The organism is Ensifer sp. Root142 (assembly GCF_001426785.1).
Classification (GTDB): domain Bacteria; phylum Pseudomonadota; class Alphaproteobacteria; order Rhizobiales; family Rhizobiaceae; genus Ensifer; species Ensifer canadensis.
The window spans coordinates 54,896-70,298 of sequence record NZ_LMFK01000013.1 but is presented as its reverse complement, the minus strand read 5'-3'; the positions used below and the strand labels follow the sequence as shown (position 1 = coordinate 70,298).

At 59.0% G+C, this 15,403-nt stretch carries 12 protein-coding genes and 8 pseudogenes; 14 read left to right on the top strand and 6 right to left on the bottom strand.

Annotated elements, in window-relative coordinates; genetic code table 11:
• The first annotated feature begins 82 nt into the window (after positions 1 to 82).
• The 4 genes and pseudogenes from ASD52_RS17220 to ASD52_RS40055 all read left to right on the top strand — a co-directional run.
• Positions 83 to 334, top strand: coding sequence for a hypothetical protein (locus tag ASD52_RS17220; protein ID WP_057224937.1), 252 nt, complete (start codon positions 83 to 85; stop codon positions 332 to 334).
• Positions 321 to 509: pseudogene (locus ASD52_RS39565) on the top strand (PIN domain-containing protein); the annotation flags it as partial. The gene ASD52_RS17220 and the pseudogene ASD52_RS39565, both read left to right, overlap by 14 nt.
• A gap of 1 nt (position 510) precedes the next feature.
• Positions 511 to 633, top strand: a pseudogene (locus tag ASD52_RS40060) (plasmid stabilization protein); the annotation flags it as partial.
• Positions 630 to 1,022 (top strand): annotated as a pseudogene (locus tag ASD52_RS40055) (type II toxin-antitoxin system VapC family toxin); the annotation flags it as partial. The pseudogenes ASD52_RS40060 and ASD52_RS40055, both read left to right, overlap by 4 nt.
• Positions 1,023 to 1,312: 290 nt before the next feature.
• Here the strand turns inward: ASD52_RS40055 and ASD52_RS40780 are convergent.
• The gene (locus ASD52_RS40780) at positions 1,313 to 1,504 is read right to left on the bottom strand and encodes a helix-turn-helix transcriptional regulator (protein ID WP_057224935.1); all 192 of its coding nucleotides are present in this window, start codon (positions 1,502 to 1,504) and stop codon (positions 1,313 to 1,315) included.
• 164 nt (positions 1,505 to 1,668) lie between these two features.
• On the opposite strand from ASD52_RS40780, the gene ASD52_RS40050 reads away from it, so the two are divergent.
• The 4 genes and pseudogenes from ASD52_RS40050 to ASD52_RS17195 form a co-directional block, all read left to right on the top strand.
• Positions 1,669 to 2,292 (top strand): hypothetical protein, encoded by a 624-nt coding sequence (locus tag ASD52_RS40050; RefSeq protein WP_244497475.1) that lies wholly within the window; start codon positions 1,669 to 1,671, stop codon positions 2,290 to 2,292.
• 112 nt (positions 2,293 to 2,404) lie between these two features.
• Positions 2,405 to 3,852: pseudogene (locus tag ASD52_RS17205) on the top strand (ABC transporter substrate-binding protein); the annotation flags it as partial.
• 8 nt (positions 3,853 to 3,860) lie between these two features.
• Positions 3,861 to 4,220 (top strand): annotated as a pseudogene (locus tag ASD52_RS17200) (ABC transporter permease subunit); the annotation flags it as partial.
• A gap of 11 nt (positions 4,221 to 4,231) precedes the next feature.
• Positions 4,232 to 4,864 (top strand): annotated as a pseudogene (locus tag ASD52_RS17195) (ATP-binding cassette domain-containing protein); the annotation flags it as partial.
• A 209-nt stretch (positions 4,865 to 5,073) separates the two neighbouring features.
• Here the strand turns inward: ASD52_RS17195 and repC are convergent.
• The 3 genes from repC to repA form a co-directional block, all read right to left on the bottom strand.
• On the bottom strand, positions 5,074 to 6,300 hold the full coding sequence (gene repC / locus ASD52_RS17190; RefSeq protein WP_057224934.1) for a plasmid replication protein RepC: 1,227 nt from the start codon (positions 6,298 to 6,300) through the stop codon (positions 5,074 to 5,076).
• A 196-nt stretch (positions 6,301 to 6,496) separates the two neighbouring features.
• Complete coding sequence (gene repB, locus ASD52_RS17185; protein WP_057224932.1) at positions 6,497 to 7,522, bottom strand: plasmid partitioning protein RepB; 1,026 nt, start codon at positions 7,520 to 7,522, stop codon at positions 6,497 to 6,499.
• Positions 7,519 to 8,742: a plasmid partitioning protein RepA gene (gene repA / locus ASD52_RS17180; RefSeq protein WP_057224930.1), complete on the bottom strand. Its 1,224-nt coding sequence runs from the start codon at positions 8,740 to 8,742 to the stop codon at positions 7,519 to 7,521. The genes repB and repA overlap by 4 nt, the downstream gene beginning before the upstream one ends.
• Before the next feature lie 363 nt (positions 8,743 to 9,105).
• On the opposite strand from repA, the pseudogene ASD52_RS17175 reads away from it, so the two are divergent.
• Positions 9,106 to 9,663 (top strand): annotated as a pseudogene (locus ASD52_RS17175) (acyl-homoserine-lactone synthase).
• A gap of 281 nt (positions 9,664 to 9,944) precedes the next feature.
• Here the strand turns inward: ASD52_RS17175 and ASD52_RS17170 are convergent.
• Positions 9,945 to 10,568 carry an XRE family transcriptional regulator gene (locus tag ASD52_RS17170; protein ID WP_057224928.1) on the bottom strand — a complete coding sequence of 208 codons (624 nt, stop codon included), beginning with the start codon at positions 10,566 to 10,568 and terminating at the stop codon, positions 9,945 to 9,947.
• A gap of 98 nt (positions 10,569 to 10,666) precedes the next feature.
• Between ASD52_RS17170 and ASD52_RS17165 the strand changes: the two genes are divergently transcribed.
• The 5 genes and pseudogenes from ASD52_RS17165 to ASD52_RS38505 all read left to right on the top strand — a co-directional run bounded on the left by ASD52_RS17165 (position 10,667) and on the right by ASD52_RS38505 (position 14,965).
• Positions 10,667 to 11,797 (top strand): PLP-dependent aspartate aminotransferase family protein, encoded by a 1,131-nt coding sequence (locus tag ASD52_RS17165; protein WP_057224974.1) that lies wholly within the window; start codon positions 10,667 to 10,669, stop codon positions 11,795 to 11,797.
• A gap of 83 nt (positions 11,798 to 11,880) precedes the next feature.
• A pseudogene (locus ASD52_RS40775) lies at positions 11,881 to 12,075 on the top strand (PhzF family phenazine biosynthesis protein); the annotation flags it as partial.
• A 4-nt stretch (positions 12,076 to 12,079) separates the two neighbouring features.
• A complete protein-coding gene (locus tag ASD52_RS40770) occupies positions 12,080 to 12,379 on the top strand; it encodes a PhzF family phenazine biosynthesis protein (RefSeq protein ID WP_347369224.1) in 300 nt (99 codons plus the stop codon).
• A gap of 96 nt (positions 12,380 to 12,475) precedes the next feature.
• Positions 12,476 to 12,652, top strand: coding sequence for a hypothetical protein (locus ASD52_RS38510; RefSeq protein ID WP_156408530.1), 177 nt, complete (start codon positions 12,476 to 12,478; stop codon positions 12,650 to 12,652).
• 1,917 nt (positions 12,653 to 14,569) lie between these two features.
• Entirely contained in the window at positions 14,570 to 14,965 is a 396-nt protein-coding gene (locus ASD52_RS38505; RefSeq protein ID WP_156612987.1) for a hypothetical protein, read from the top strand.
• 63 nt (positions 14,966 to 15,028) lie between these two features.
• Here ASD52_RS38505 and ASD52_RS17140 read toward each other — a convergent pair whose 3' ends face one another.
• Positions 15,029 to 15,367, bottom strand: coding sequence for a DUF1515 family protein (locus ASD52_RS17140; RefSeq protein WP_057224918.1), 339 nt, complete (start codon positions 15,365 to 15,367; stop codon positions 15,029 to 15,031).
• Positions 15,368 to 15,403: the final 36 nt, after the last annotated feature.

Sequence of the window (15,403 nt, the reverse complement as noted above, 5' to 3'; positions counted from 1 at the left end):
CGCTGGAGGCAAGGGCCGCTTAGCTAAATTGAAATTCACGCAATCAATGACGAACTGCAATCAAGATGAAGGAGAGGTGCCGATGGCCAGCATGACGATCCGAAATCTCGACGATGCGCTTAAACAGCGAATGAGGATGCGCGCCGCCTCGCATGGTCGATCGATGGAAGACGAAGCACGCGACATTCTGCGGGCTGCGCTATCCACCGCCGGCCAGCGGCCAACCAATCTGGCGCGTGCCATTCGCGCCCGTATCGAACCCCTCGGGGGCGTAGAGCTCAAGTTACCTGCACGCGACCCGATTCGTGACTTTTTGGCGCGTGATTATTCTTGACACCAATGTTTTGTCGGAACTGCTCGCCCCCGTGCCCTCGCCTGCTGTTAAAGCTTGGTTAGGCGACCAACCGCCGACTTCTGTCTTCACGACTGCCGTTACCGAAGCTGAAATCCGATATGGTATTGGGTTGATGCCGGACGGGCGCAGGCGGCAGAGCCTGGAAGCGGCGATCNGCCGGCCAGCGGCCAACCAATCTGGCGCGTGCCATTCGCGCCCGTATCGAACCCCTCGGGGGCGTAGAGCTCAAGTTACCTGCACGCGACCCGATTCGTGACGCTCCGGATTTTGGCGCGTGATTATTCTTGACACCAATGTTTTGCCGGAGCTCCTGGCCCCGTGCCCTCGCCTGCTGTTGAAGCTTGGTTAGGCGACCAACCGCCGRCTTCTGTCTTCACGACTGCCGTTACCGAAGCTGAAATCCGATATGGTATTGGGTTGATGCCGGACGGGCGCAGGCGGCAGAGCCTGGAAGCGGCGATCATGCCGATATTCAGCGAAGACCTGGCCGGCCGAATTCTACCCTTCGACAGCGACGCAGCTGCCGCCTATGCGACGCTCGCCATCGCGCGACGCAAGGCTGGCCGCCCCATCAGCCAATTCGATGCACAGATTGCCGCCATAACCCTCTCACGCGGCGCCGCACTGGCGACCCGCAATGTCGCCGACTTCGAAGCTACCGGTGTCGNCATCAGCCAATTCGATGCACAGATTGCCGCCATAACCCTCTCACGCGGCGCCGCACTGGCGACCCGCAATGTCGCCGACTTCGAAGCTACCGGTGTCGCAATCATCAATCCGCGGGCTATAGAAGGCAAGGGAGACCACGGTGGCAGAAGCGGCAGGCAAGTTGATCAGCGGGGATCCGGTTCTCAAACGTGCCGAGGAGCTGGGTTCGTCAGCCGCCGTCGAATGTTTGTTCGAGTGTGGTCCGGCGCGCGATGAAGTCCCCGGAACTTATGCACTGCTCGACTTGAACTACTTCTTGAAGCGAACACCCACTCCGCCACCATTTTCGGGGATGAACAGGATTCCTGCCTTTTCGAACGCCGCTATAATGCTCGTGAGATTATTGCTTATGGGCACGTGCACTCCGCGTTCAAAGTCCGCAATGGTTTGACGAGATACGCTGGCCGCCTTGGCAAGTTCTGCCTGGCTCCAACCCAGCATAGCCCGTGCCCCACGGCACTGCTCGATTGAAAGAATTATGTTACTCAAGGCAAACTTTCTGATTGACTTCGTACTTTTTGTAAGAAGAATGGCCCCATCGGTCGAACAGGTGCTGGAACACCTGCTCAACCTGACCACAACCTAAGCTGTAGGGAGCTCGGATCATGGCTGATTCCGACAATAGCAGAACTTTATCTGCCGTCACGATGGAAGACTTCCCTTCCCTCGGATCGACGGCCCCTTTACCCACATATCAAGAGCTTTCCGCGACCATGACCCCGACCTTAGGACCGTTCGATGACGATCCCGTACTCGCGGTTTGGCATCAATGGCGCATTGCGTGGCAGCGTCTGGACGAATCACAGTTGCGTCAGCAGCGACTCGAAACGTCACTCCTCTCGGTTGCCTCGGCAATCCGGGACGCATCCCGATCCGCGCCAACTGCGGCTTCGCGGGCTTACGACGAGGCCCTCGAAGCAGAGGACCGTGCGTCTATTGCAGAGGACCGAGCAGCGGAGGACTTGTGGAATACTCCGGCGCGATCTGTTGCCGGTGCAACGGCCAAGCTCCAAGCCGTTGTTACCAGGTCGCAACCGTCCCCCACAAGCCAAGAAGATCCATGGCCACAAATCCGCTCCGTCATCGCCGATCTCCTGAAGATCAATAGCGCCTCGGCCGGGGGACCGGCGCATTCAGCTGTTGTCGTCCCAGCGCCTGTCGATGTTTCAGGGCGGCTGAACAGTGATGTCCCAAGTGCGCGTGTGATCCCCGGTTCGCCGTCAGTCTGACAGAAGACCGCGCGACTACGCCTTGCATGCGTTTCGCCCTGGGAGCCACGCGTTGGGGAGTACTCCAACGCGGCGTTCCGACTCTATCAAGAACCAAAACAAGGAACCGCACATGAAACTGGGAAGCCCCTTTCGCCGACGCCTATTTTCGACACTTGTGATCTCGATCATGCTCGGAAGTGCTCCGTTGACGCCGTTCGAGGCACAAGATCTCGGAGAGCTGCGGATCGCCACGTCCTAAAAGCTGATGACGCTCGATCCGCAATACGCCAATCTCAACGAGAACACCTCGCTGCTGTCGCACATCTACGAGCGGCTCGTCTATCAGGACGAGAAGCTGGAGCTGAAGCCTGGTCTTGCGACGTCCTGACACGACCACTGTCTGGACACCCAGTGGGAGTTCAAGCTCCGCGACGACGTCAGCTTTCATAACGGCTCAGCGTTTACTTCGGACGCTGTCGTCTACACGATCGAGCGCATTCGGGACTTTCTCAAACCGCCCAGCGGCGGCTTTCGCTCCTATGTGAGCGCCATCAAATCGGTCTCGGCACCGGATCCCCTCACCGTCGTCATCGAGACCAATGGCGCCGTTCCCAACCTACCCTCTTTTTCTCCTCCATGTTCGTGATGAACCGGCCCTCCGAGGGTTTTCAGACGACGGAAGACTTGAACGCAGGTCGTAGCGCCGTTGGCACAGGACCGTAAAGGTTCGAGAGCTGGAGCTCGGGCGAAACGTTGCAACTCGAGCGAAACGACAGCTACTGGGGCGGCAAGCCTGCGTTTGGGGTGATCGAAAATCCCGCCGCGAGTGTGGCGCCGCGCAGCACTGGTGAAGTCGATGTAGCCGATGCCATTCCGGCTCGCGATGTTGCTTCCGTGAAACAGCGCAACGCGAAGGTCGAGTGTGGTATCTGCCGCGTCAACTTCGTGCAGTTCGATGTCGCACGAGAGGTGTGAAGGCTAAGTCGGGCGAGCAGATCCCCAATCCATTCAAGAACCCCTTGGTCCGGCGGGCCCATGCGCTGGCTGTCGACCGGGGCATTCTGATCGACAAGATCCTGGCGGGCTACGGCACGGCGGCAGCACAAGTGTTTCCCACTGGCCTGCCGGGCACGTTGGCGAAACTGCAGTCGCAGGAGCCGAACTACGACGAGGCAAAGGCGCTTCTGGCCAAGGCCGGCTTCCCTGATGGCTTCAATCTTATCCTCGCCGGACCCGCCGGTCGCTATCCCGGCGACGCCGAAAGCCTTCAGGCTGTCGCACAAAGCTGGGCTTGGCGTGATCGCCCAGCCGGCAGCAGCACCCTTCTCGGTGTTCAACACGAAACGGGCGCCCGGCGACTATGCCGTCTGATACGACGGCACCTCCGGCGAGGCGGTCCACTTCATTCTGCACGCGCTTCTGGCGTCGCCGAGTCCGACGAGCGGACCGGTGCCTTGAACTTCGGAAAGTATCGCAAAGACACTTCGACCAGATGCTTGCAAAGGCGGAGGGCATTGAAGTGGGGCCGGAGCGAAACGCGGCGCGGCTGAAGCAACCGAACTGGTGATGGCCGACCAGGTGTGACGAACAAGTCCTACATGGATGCGGCCAGATTGCTGCGGCTACCGACCTTCCGGATCATCTTCCGGCATTTGCTGCCCAACAGCATCGCGCCGCCGGTCACCCTGATCCCGATCGAGGTCGGTCACGCTGTAGCGCTTGAGGCAACGCTCTCCTTCCTTGGCTTCGGTGTTCCGATCGACAAGCCGCCGCTCGGATCCGCGGTCGCAAACGGGTTCCAGTACCTCCTGAGCGGACAGTACTGGATCAGCCTGTTCCCGGGCCTCGCACTCTTCGGCCAGATTGCATGCTTCAATCTGGTCGGCGAAGACATTCGCCGCAGCCTCGATCCAAGGAGCCATTCGCGATGTTGCCGACACACATAAAGCCCTCGCCGACGTTTGGATTGCGAGACATAAAAATTCAGCTTGCGCGCGGCACTGTCACCGGCATCGTCGGCGAGAGTGGAAGCGGCAAAACGACGATCGGGCGCATCATCGCAGGCTTGAACAGTGCCCAAGCTGGCACGGTTGCCATCGATGGAATCGAGTTTGATGTCTCGAAGAGCGGCCGCCGCGGCCGCCTGCTTGGTCGCGTGCAGATGATCTTCCAGAATCCCTCCGTATCCTTGAACCCCAGGATGAGCGTCGACGAGACGCTTGCCGAGAGCATTCGGTTCGGCGCAAGGATAGGCCCCAGGGGAGCGCTCCCCGACCTTTCGACCATCATGGATCGGCTGGGTCTTGCCCGAAGCTTGCTCAACCGCAATCCGAATCAGCTCTCCGGCGGACAAAAGCAGCGCGTTTGTATCGCCCGGGCCTTGCTGGCTAGACCTCAGATCATTGTTGCAGATGAGCCGACATCAGCGCTCGACGTGTCCGTTCAGGCCGAAATCGTCGCGCTTCTGAAGGACACGATCGCCGAGCGGGACATGACGATGATCTTCATCTCCCATGATCTGGCGGTCGTCCAGGAGGTCTGCAGCACCGTCTACATCTTCAAGGATGGTCAGGTGGAGGACTTCGGGCCCGCCGCGAAAAGTCTCTGGATGTCACCTTTGAGGTTTGTCTACTAGCAGCGGCCAACCCACCGCCCCCTGGCGACAGGGGCAGGTTCTCGACGCCGCTGGCGCCGGCCCCCTGGCTTGCTGACAGTAAATGCTCGCCGGTTCGACAGCTCTGGCGGGTCAGAGATCCCATGCTCTGGAAACCCTGACAGCTGTCAGGGTTTTCTGTGAGGTCATGGCAACGCTCCGTGATCATGAACGCTGCGAGCGCTAATACCTTTCGCCCTCAACAACGACATCAAAACCGGCCCCAGCGAAAATTGCCCTCGTTTTGATTTCGAAGTTAGAGCCCGCATGTATCCGCCTGCCGAGTTTATGTGCCCTGCCCGCTCGAGGATGCAGGCGATCATGACAGCCGCATTTTCAGGTCCGATCGCATCGCACGCTTCCTGATACGCCGATGGAGTAACACCAAGCATCGACTTGACGATGACGGATGCCGACGTCAGATCCCGCCAGCTGGCTACCCGCCCATTCGGGCCGTATGCAACGATTTCAGGGCAGGCCCGCAACACCATGTCCAATGGAAACACCTTCAGCGCTATCGGTTCCCTGTTTTGGCAAGGCATAGCTCGCTCTTCGACATCACGGCCCGGTTCAAGTTCATAGAGGGATTCGGTATTTGAACTCTGTTTGTGGTGCTCATTCTGATCATCATTGGCGCTCAGAAATTCCGCTTTTTGCTTTATATCCAATATGTTGACCACTTCTTCACGCAACATCTCCATCTCCCCGAGCAGGCCATGAAGATCGGACAAGAGGGGTGCACGTGGGATTCGGCGCACGAGCTCGACGTACGCTGACTCCAGCTTCTGCCAATGGCCGTCGGCCCCCTCTCCGATTGCGGCGGAGATGAGCTTGCGGACGTCACGCCGGCATATCGTGAGATCTTCCTTGGCCCTGCGGTATGCGATCCTGTCCGCGCAAACTCGCCGTGCCATCTGGGCAAGCTCCTCCGCGCGCATGAGCAGCGGCGATAAATCGAATCCAAAGGCACTCTCGACCGAGCCGCTCTTGTTTTTGCGCGCATAGCGCTTGCCGTTGGCACTGTCCTTTCGAACAATCAGCCCAGCTTCGACGAGCAGCGCTAAGTGTCGACGAAGCGTTGCGCCCGCGATGCCGTGGGCTCTGAGGGTCAGTTGCACGTTCGACGGAAAAACGACAAGTTGGCAACCCCGCCTTAGTTCACTCTCGGGATAGAAACTGAGGAGCGCTTCCAGGACCGCCAAGCTGCGATCCTGGAGGCCGAGGAATTTCCGCGCCTCGGATGCATCGCGGAGGACCTTCCATTTGTCTGTCGTTTTGTCGGATCTGATTTCTTTCGTCGCTATCTGCCGGCTCACCAAGGCAAGCGTTATCGGCCGCCGCCCAAAGGGCGTCGTCACATGTCTGCTCTCCATTTTCTTTCACCTTTCAAGAGGCAAAAGAAATCCGCTCACCAAATTAACGGTGCCAAGACTCTTGACTGGGATTCGGGGAAATGCGATTCTCGAGTTGTCACACTTTGAGAGAGGCTTCCACGACGGCAACGTTTAGGGGGCCTTTTTCTTTTGCAGCGCTTCCTTTCCTGTTACGTCTCGAAAACCCTGACAGCTGTCAGGATTTCTCCTGTTCATGTTCACTGGCAAAGCGCTCAGCAAGGCTGGGCAACTCCGCCTGTAGAAACTTCAGAAACTCGCTCCCAAGCGATCCCTCGGCTGCAATTCGGACCTCTTTTGGAGATGCCACCAAGGTGGCAAGCCGCCTACCGCGTTTATCCGATATCGCCGGCGCAACCCTCCTTGAAGGGACGGGCTTGACGGTGTTCAGAAGACGCTGGAAACGCTGATCGGAGGTTTCAGTCGCGTCTAATTTCTCCACCAGCGCAGCCCGGAGTGTTTCGATGGCCGTCGGGACGTCGCTAACCGTCTTGGCAAGTTCGAGCCAACGTGGCCGTCCGATCTTTGGGGCACGGCCGATAGCCTCGATGACATCGGCAGGAACGACCCTGTATACGTTTCGCATTCTCGCCAATTCGGCGTCTTCTATCGCCAGAGCAGCGTAGATATAGCGCGGTTTGATCCCTGCCTGGTCCATCCGCGATGCAAACAACGCCCGCTCGATCCAGGTGAGATCCTGGCGGTTCGCATTTTCTATGCCTTGTGCGAGGACAAGGTCGAGATCCGAAATTTCGACTTCGAGGGCCAGTACGGGCCTGCCAAGCTGTCGAGCAGCAAGCCAACGGCGATGGCCGTAGACAATCTGAAAGCGATCGGGACTGGAGGGATGCTTGCGGACCTGAACCGGAACCTTCTGTCCCTCGGTTTCGATCGAGCGCTTAAATGCCTCGAAGTTCGCCCCATCATCATCAGGCAGTCTGTCCGGGTACGGGGAGGGATCAACGAGTGAGGGATCCAAGTGCCGAACGGCGGCTGCACCCGACTCAACGAGGGCTTTCAGCCGGTCCCGTTCTGATCGGATGTCGTCGATTGCGCGGTGCGCGGCGGCGACGACACCGGCTCCGACACGATTGCCGCCTGACGGCACCGGGGTAGCTGGCTTTTGCTCGACCAATTTAGTTTCCAGCTCCGCTGACAGCAGCCCAAAACTGGCGACGATTGATTTGCGAGGAGATTTGCTCATACCCGTCCCCAGCTGTCATTGATCAAGCGAACAATTGCCTCATTTACTGCGTCAACAGCTTCACGGGCACGCTTTTGCGTATCGCGTCCAATCTGTCCCATCTCGAGTTCATAGAGGGAGCGCTTTGCAAGCCCCGCGGCCTCGACCGCAGTACTCTCAATGGCGGTCGGCAACAGCACATCGGAACCGAACAGGTGCCTCAGCATCGCGACGACTTGGGATTGCGGGGCGTCATTAGGGTCGTGCCGTGTTATCAGGTATCGAATGAAATCCTGATCCAGCTGGGCTCCGCTCTCGTTCAGAACGCTGATGAGATCGCCCATCATCAGGAGGAACTGGTTCATCGATGCGACATCGAGCATGGCTGGATGGACAGTTATGATCATGCTGGTCGCGGCGTATATCGCGCTCAGCGTGAGAAATCCGAGCGACGGCGGCGTATCCAGAATAACGACGTCGTAATCGGCCTCGACCTCGGAGAGTGCAAGCTTCAATCGCTCGAAGAAGATGGCGCCAGAACCCGATTTGTTTGCCAGAACGCGGGGTGTCTCGTGCTCATACTCCATGACCTCCAGGTTTCCCGGGATCAGGTCGATGCCATCGAAATATGACTTGCGGATAATATCGCGGATTGGCCGACGTTCGGCCTCATCATAGCGAAGTGCGGCGTAAATTGTTTCGTTTGGCCCCACATCGACCTCCGGCTGCGCGCCGAACATGGCCGACAGGGACGCCTGAGGGTCCAGGTCGAGTGCAAGGACGCGGTAGCCGTGGAGAGCCAGATAATGACATAGGTGGACGCAGGTCGTCGTCTTTGCGCTGCCGCCTTTGAAGTTGGCAATCGCAACAACTTGGAGATGCTCCCCGGCACGGCGGCGTGGGAGGAACCGCAAGGCCTCCGCCGGCTTCTGCTTGGCGAACAATTCCCGCAGCTCATTGATCTGAGACAGCGTGTAAACGCGATGATTGTTCTCGAGCCGATTGGGCACCGGTCCACGTCCTTCGGTGGACAGGAGCTTGAGGGTGGAATTGGGTATGGACGTCAGTTTCGACACTTCATTGGTGAGGAACGAACGCAGGGCCTTTTCCGACTTTGGCGGATACATGCGAGTTCTGAGCTGCTGCAATTGCCCGGACAGAATCCCGGCATGCCGCATGATTTTGTCGCCGGCATCTTCCTTGGTGCCCACGACGGGTTCTACTCGGTTTGCTATCGCCATTTTTACCTCTTGGCGGCCTTCGGTCGGTTTGAAGGCCGTTACCCGCCAAGGATAGACATGTTTCTCCGAGGCGGTCCAGAAGTTTAGGGTTAACAAAAGGTTAACGACACCGGCCTTCTGGCACAGGACTGCAGGTGGACTTTCTGGTCTTTCCCTAATCTTTTCCGTTTGTTAGCGCGAATACGCTGCAAATTGTTCTACTGTGAATCATGCACGAGCGAAGGTCATCATCGAGCAGCGACAGAGATCTCTTCGCACCGCATTGGGACCCGAACACCTGTTTGGAGCCTGTATAATCCAACCACAGCGCAGCGATTCTATTTCGTGCTCATCTCCACCGCGATTTCCGTAGTCCAGAAAGGCATGCGGGTCATCGCGATTTCGGAAGAGCAGGGCACGTCCAAACAACAACTACTCGACGCCCATCATAGGCTTCGAGCTAAGGTGTTCTCGGGCAGAATAGGTTGGGAAGTCGCTGTCACCGATGGTCGGGAAACCGACGCATTCGACGCACTTCAACCTGACTATATCCTTGCGCTGTCGACGAGTGGCGAGGTTGCAGGATGCGCTGGACTTCTGCCCGCGCTTGGGGCCATCGCTTCTGCCAAGCGGGAGGTCGGACACCCTTTCATGGTCGAGAGCTCGCGTTTCTGCGTCGACGCTGCCCCGGCGGAGGGAAGAGGGGCGTCCACGGGGCAACCCGCAGGCATCATCGAGTGGTTCGTGGCCAATGTTACATCGAAATCGCCACCGTGACCGATCTTCGTTTCGAGCGCCTTCTTGCGCGTGTTGGATGGCCATTACATCGCTTGGACGGGCCCATCAGTGAAACGATGGCGGTCGCCGGGATACTGTCCACCAATGTCGAAGCTCCGTCCTTCTGGATACCGTTCTAAACTGCCACCCCAGCAGATAGCATAAGGAGAAATGCGTGATCACGCTTCGCGCTCATCCCGCTTGGCCCCGAACTGTTCATCGAGCGCTTCGGTCACGCATTGCACTGGCGGGCTATCGTCAAGGCTGGTCTGAGATACGAAACAGGGTGCTCCCCCTGGGGGGCCTGATCAACACCCGGAAACAGCGGAATTACATCTCGAAACATTGCCGTTTTGCGACCGTCGAGAGAGACGAGGTAAGCCGCAGTTTTCGAGCGAAGGGATCGTCGCGGACCGGCAGGTTGGCCCGGCGGATTCGGCATTTCGTCAGTTCTCCACGGATGGCGTTTCGCCGGCCGGTCCTCCCCGTTCCAGAACGGCCATGGTGAAGCGAGCGGGCCGATTGCCCGCTGCGGCATAGGAGTGTTCCTGATCCGTGACCAGCCGGGCACCTTCCCCAGCATTCAGGATCAAGGTTTCGGCACCGACGCGAACGATGAGGCTGCCTTCAGCAACGGAAATCAGCTCGCGTGTATCCGGGCTGTGTGCATCGGCTCGATACTCCTCGCCCGGCATAATGGTCCACGACCACAACTCGAACATGGTCCGGCCGGACGTGGACACCTGAAGCTGTGCCTGGCTGCCATTGGTGCTGCTCCACAGTATCTTTGGTGTGGTGCGCTCAAGCGGACTACCGGGCGCGTCATTTACCTGATTGCTCAGGAGATCGGAGACAGAGAGTGAAAAGGCGGCAGCCAGCCGACACAAGACGCCGATACTGGGGTTCGCCTTGCCTTTTTCGAGTGCCACCACGGTGCCTTTGGACAGGCCGGTGAGCTTGGCGAGTGCGTCGAGGCTCAGCGTCCGCTCATGCCGGAGATTCTGGATTCGGCTCGCAAGCACCGAGCCGAGCTGTTGTTCCGTCTCAGCCACCATCATCATATCGGTCATTATATTGACTTTCCGTCCTCATGCCTTATACGGTCACTATAATGACCGGCGTCGCAATTTTCAACTTCGCCGTCGAGATCCAACATGGAGGTTCGCGGATGCGTATCGAGACAAAGGCAATCCATATCGGCCCCAGCGTCGATCCGGCGACCGGCGCGGTTTCGCTCCCCCTGCACACGAGTACGACCTTTCAACGCGGCGCTGACGGTACGTTTCCCTCCGGCTTTGAATACATCCGGGATGCGAACCCGACGCGCAACGCCTTCGAGGCTGCGATGGCCTCGCTCGAAGGCGGGAGCGCGGCTCTGGCCTTTTCGTCTGGCATGGCGGCGATCACCGCCGTGTTCGAGGGGCATGCCACCGGTGGCCGTATCATCGTTCCGGACGATATGTATTTTGGTATCCGCTCGCTCATTGACGAGACGGACATCGGCAAGCGTTTTGAATTCAAGCCGGTCGATATGCGCGATCTCGATGCCTTGCGTGTCGCGGTCACGGTAGCGCCGACAGGGCTTGTTTGGATCGAAACTCCGTCAAATCCGCTGATCCGTGTTGTCGATATCCAGGCGGCATGTGCGATCGCGCACGAGGGCGGCGCGCTTGCCGTAGTGGACAACACATGGGCGACACCGGTGCTTCAGCGTCCGCTTGAACTGGGCGCGGATGCCGTCATGCACTCGGCGACAAAATATATTGGCGGGCACTCCGATCTCATGGCGGGTGTCGTCGTCGTTCCCGAGGGATCGCCGCTGGAGCGACCGTTGCGCATGATCCAGCGACACAAGGGAAGTGTGGCTGCGGCCTTCGACTGCTGGTTGGCTCTGCGGGGTTTGCAGACCTTGCCGATCCGAATGCGGGCACATTGCCAGGGTGCGCAGAAGATAGCGGAAGCGTTGGTTGCTCATCCAGATGTCGAGAAGGTGCTATTCCCTGGCCTGCATGACGATCCGGGCCATGGGCTCGCGCAGCAGCAAATGAGCGGCTACGGCGCAATGCTGTCCTTCGTTATTCGCGGTGGGGCCGAGGCCGCAATGGGGGTCGCCGGTCGGCTCAAGCTCGTGACGCGGGCCACAAGCCTCGGCGGGACACACACGCTCATCGAGCATCGCGCATCCGTCGAAGGCCCGAAAACAATGGCGCCGGCGGGACTGCTCCGCCTCTCGGTCGGGCTGGAGCATCCTCAGGACATCATCGACGATCTGATACAAGCTCTGAAGGGCCTTGGCTGAATCCGCCGATGCCTTATTGCGTCCCGGACTGATATTCAGACCGATAGTAACAAAGATAAATCATCTGCAGTACGGAATTTGCCATGCGCATGTATCAGGTCGACGCTTTCACCGACCGTCTCTTCGCGGGGAACCCCGCGGCCGTTATTGTGCTTGACGACTGGCTACCGGATGAACTGCTGGCGATTACACAGGAGAACAACCTGGCTGAGACGGCGTTCGTCAAAGCCCGCCCCGATGGGGCGTGGGATCTGCGCTGGTTTGCCCCGGCTCATGAGGTCGATTTCTGCGGGCACGCCACCCTTGCGACAGCCCGTGCGCGGTTTCGTTCCCGACCTTGCAGCCATTGCCAACCTCGGCCCTGTCGGCCTTGTTGTGACGGGGCAGGAAGCCGAGGGCGCAAAGGCGGATTTCGTGTCGCGCTACTTCGCCCCCGGCGCGGGCATACCCGAAGACCCGGTTACGGGGTCAATCCACGCTACGCTCGTGCCCTATTGGGTTGCGCGATTGGGCCACGACAAGCTCATGGGCCTATCAGGCGTCGGCACGCGGCGGATGGCTAGACTGCGAACTGACCAATGACCGCGTTAATCTTCGCGGCAACGCTGTGACCTTCATGGAAGCCACGCTTTCTCTGCCCAACATATCGATTGGCGCGCATATCGAGAAGGCAGACGCATGAAATTCGATACTTCGATGAAGACCGGCACCTTCGTTACCTTCCCGGGCGGTGCCCCACCGGACAAGGCGGACCAACCCGCCGATCTAGGGCAGGTCATCTTTGCGGATGGGAAGTCGTTGAGATTGCAGATGCCTGGACAGGCTTGGTCGATACTGACGCCGGCGTGCTTTTGATTGGGGAGGAAGCCAAAACCGTCAGGAAGGGGGAGGGCGAATGGCAGGGCGTGGTCATATATCGTTCAGTCAGATCGCGACCTCGGCGCCTATATCAGTGAGGAAGTACGCTTCGCGGTTGAACCGCGCAGACGTAAGCCACTTTCGGTCACACATACGGCGGCGCATCTTGCCGCGTTGGCACTGAATGCGGCTTCAGTTCCTTTCTGGACCAAGGACTTTGCGGAACTCGATGGGTTTGGGCGGCCGAATCTCGACAAGGCGGCAATAGAGAATTCCTCGATCGAACCGGCTATATCCACGGATCTAACCGGCGCGCCGCCGAGGCTGGCCTTTGGGCCAAAGGCGAGTTCGTTTCCAGCAATACCGTGCCGGCCGCACCGAAGGCGCCAGGGCAACGACCGCTCAAAGCGGGAGAGATCGAACTGGATATGAGCTTCGATCACAGGTAGTCCCAACGGGCGAATTGCAAAAATTTTCAACCTAGAGAATGCTGAGCTTCACTCTCAGGAGGCAAGCTGGTGGGTTGGACAGGCTTTATCACATCGATTTGCGTCATCGCCGTGCTGTGGGCCAGCCTACTTACAACGACGTCCATCTCTCGAAACGACCAATTTTTGCTGGGAACCGCTTTGTTGGTCGCCACGTGGGTGTGGGTCTACTGGCACCGCAAGTTAAGCTTTCCCTTTTTTCGGTGGGTCAGCGGAGGTACCTGTGTAGCTGCAATGGCGATCGGCGCTTTCGCGCTCCTTTATAAAGACGGCGACCTCGGTTGGATTGCTGGATACTTGTTCATCGCAAGCATCGTATCAGCGGTCATCACCAAGGTCGCTGACGACACACCCTTCCCACCAAAAGTGCGTAAAGCCAGCCGCGCGCCCCAGCCCAGGAGGCGCGTGCAGAGGCAAGTATTGGTCACTTGCACCACCTGTGGCGGCAGTGTTCTTTACGGTGACTGCCCTACCTGCAGCAATGTTCGGTGGTGGTACGAACTCCGCTACGTAGACGAATAGCGCCGCGCCGGGCTTCGAAGACAAGTGCGACAGACGCTCACATGAAACGGATACCGCCGGGCATGTGAGCGTCAAAGCGGATAATTGCGCGGAACAAATCGCGAATTGCACGGCTTGCACGTGCACAATCCGTGCAGTCGCGTTTTCTCTGTCCCACCAGGCGTGACCTGAGCCCGCGCCTCTTCCTCGCTGGGTTGCCAGTCACCACGAAACTCAGCTCGGCGACCTGAATATCGCGCGCCAAAGACATAGAATCCTGCTCTCCACTGCAGTTCCTCGGGCTCACGCGGGCCTATGTCTCTTCCTCCGCGCAATAGTGTTGCTATTTCAGTGTTCAACATCCCTGCCAGGCTCTGGCTGGACGATCCCGACTGAATTTCGTTAACTTTCTCCTTTGCAAAATTTTCCATCTCCTCGATTGCGAGTTTCATCAGCTGCTTGTGGCCTTTGACGCGATCCACAAAGAGCTGGCGCGATCCGGCATGGGATCCGCCGTTGGCCCAGGAGGCGGTTTCTTTCTTAAGGTTTTAGCCATGACGCATTAACGCACTGCAGGCGGAAAACGTCTAAGCTGCAAAGATCCCAAGCTGAGCGCCCTAAGGAACCATTTTCCTCACTCAAGGTTATTTAACCGATATCTAATTTAGTGAGGTAGAAATGAACGTGGTACGTGAGCTTCTAATAAGCACCGGTCTGGCCGTGGTGTCGGCAGGTTTCTTAACAATAGCCGTCCCGGCGCAAGGGCAAATCACTGAGCGCTCCATTTTCCCGGGTCAGTGTAGCGCGCGTGGAGCGGCCAACATCATCAATGATGGCGGAGGAGAAAAATGTCAGCCGATCCCGGCCATAAATGCAATCGCAACATCGAATAGTAACACGGGTCGGACCCCCCCGGGCGGCGGCGGTGCCGGCGGTCCGGGTACCGGCGGCGGCGGTGCCGGCGGCCCGGGTACTGGCGGCGGTGCCGGCGGTCCGGGTACTGGCGGCGGTGCCGGCGGTCCGGGTACTGGCGGCGGTGATTCCGGCTCCGGCGGTGGTGGCGATCCTGGTACTCGCGGCGGTGATTCCGGCCACGGCGGTGGTGGTGATCCAGGTACTGGCGGCGGTGATTCCGGCCACGGCGGTGGTGGCGATCCTGGTACTCGCGGCGGTGATTCCGGCTTCGGGGGTGGCGGCGATCATGGCAATGGCGGCGGTGATTCCGGCTTCGGCGGCGGCGGCGATCCTGGCAATGGCGGTGGTGATTCCGGCTTCGGCGGTGGCGGCGATACTGACAATGGCTCCACGGGTGACTAGATAGCAATCAGAACCCGCGCCGTGGGCGACGGGTTGGCCGACTGAAGGCGCTCCGTGTTACCCCTTACTACAAAAACAATGCGCCTGATTGCCTCGGCGAAACTCGCGCGCGGAGAGACCCCGAGCGCACCGCCCCCATCAGGTTCCAACGCTTCACGTCATCGGTGAACGGTTTCATCTCCGCAACGTCGGCAACAATCGTTGCCGTTGACGTTTGGAGATGACCAACGCGACCGACAAGCTCATCCATGCGGCGATGAACGCCCGCGCGACTTTCGGCCGCCTTATCCTCGGCGCGGTCGGCGCCCTCTTCGATCCGGCGCAATGTGTCCTGCAAGGCGCGCAGTCCTGCCGTCAGTTCGCCAAGCTGGCGATGGACCGTCGCTGCTGTTTCTGTGGCTGCCATCTACTGCCCTTCCTCGTGCCTTACACATTCCGCATT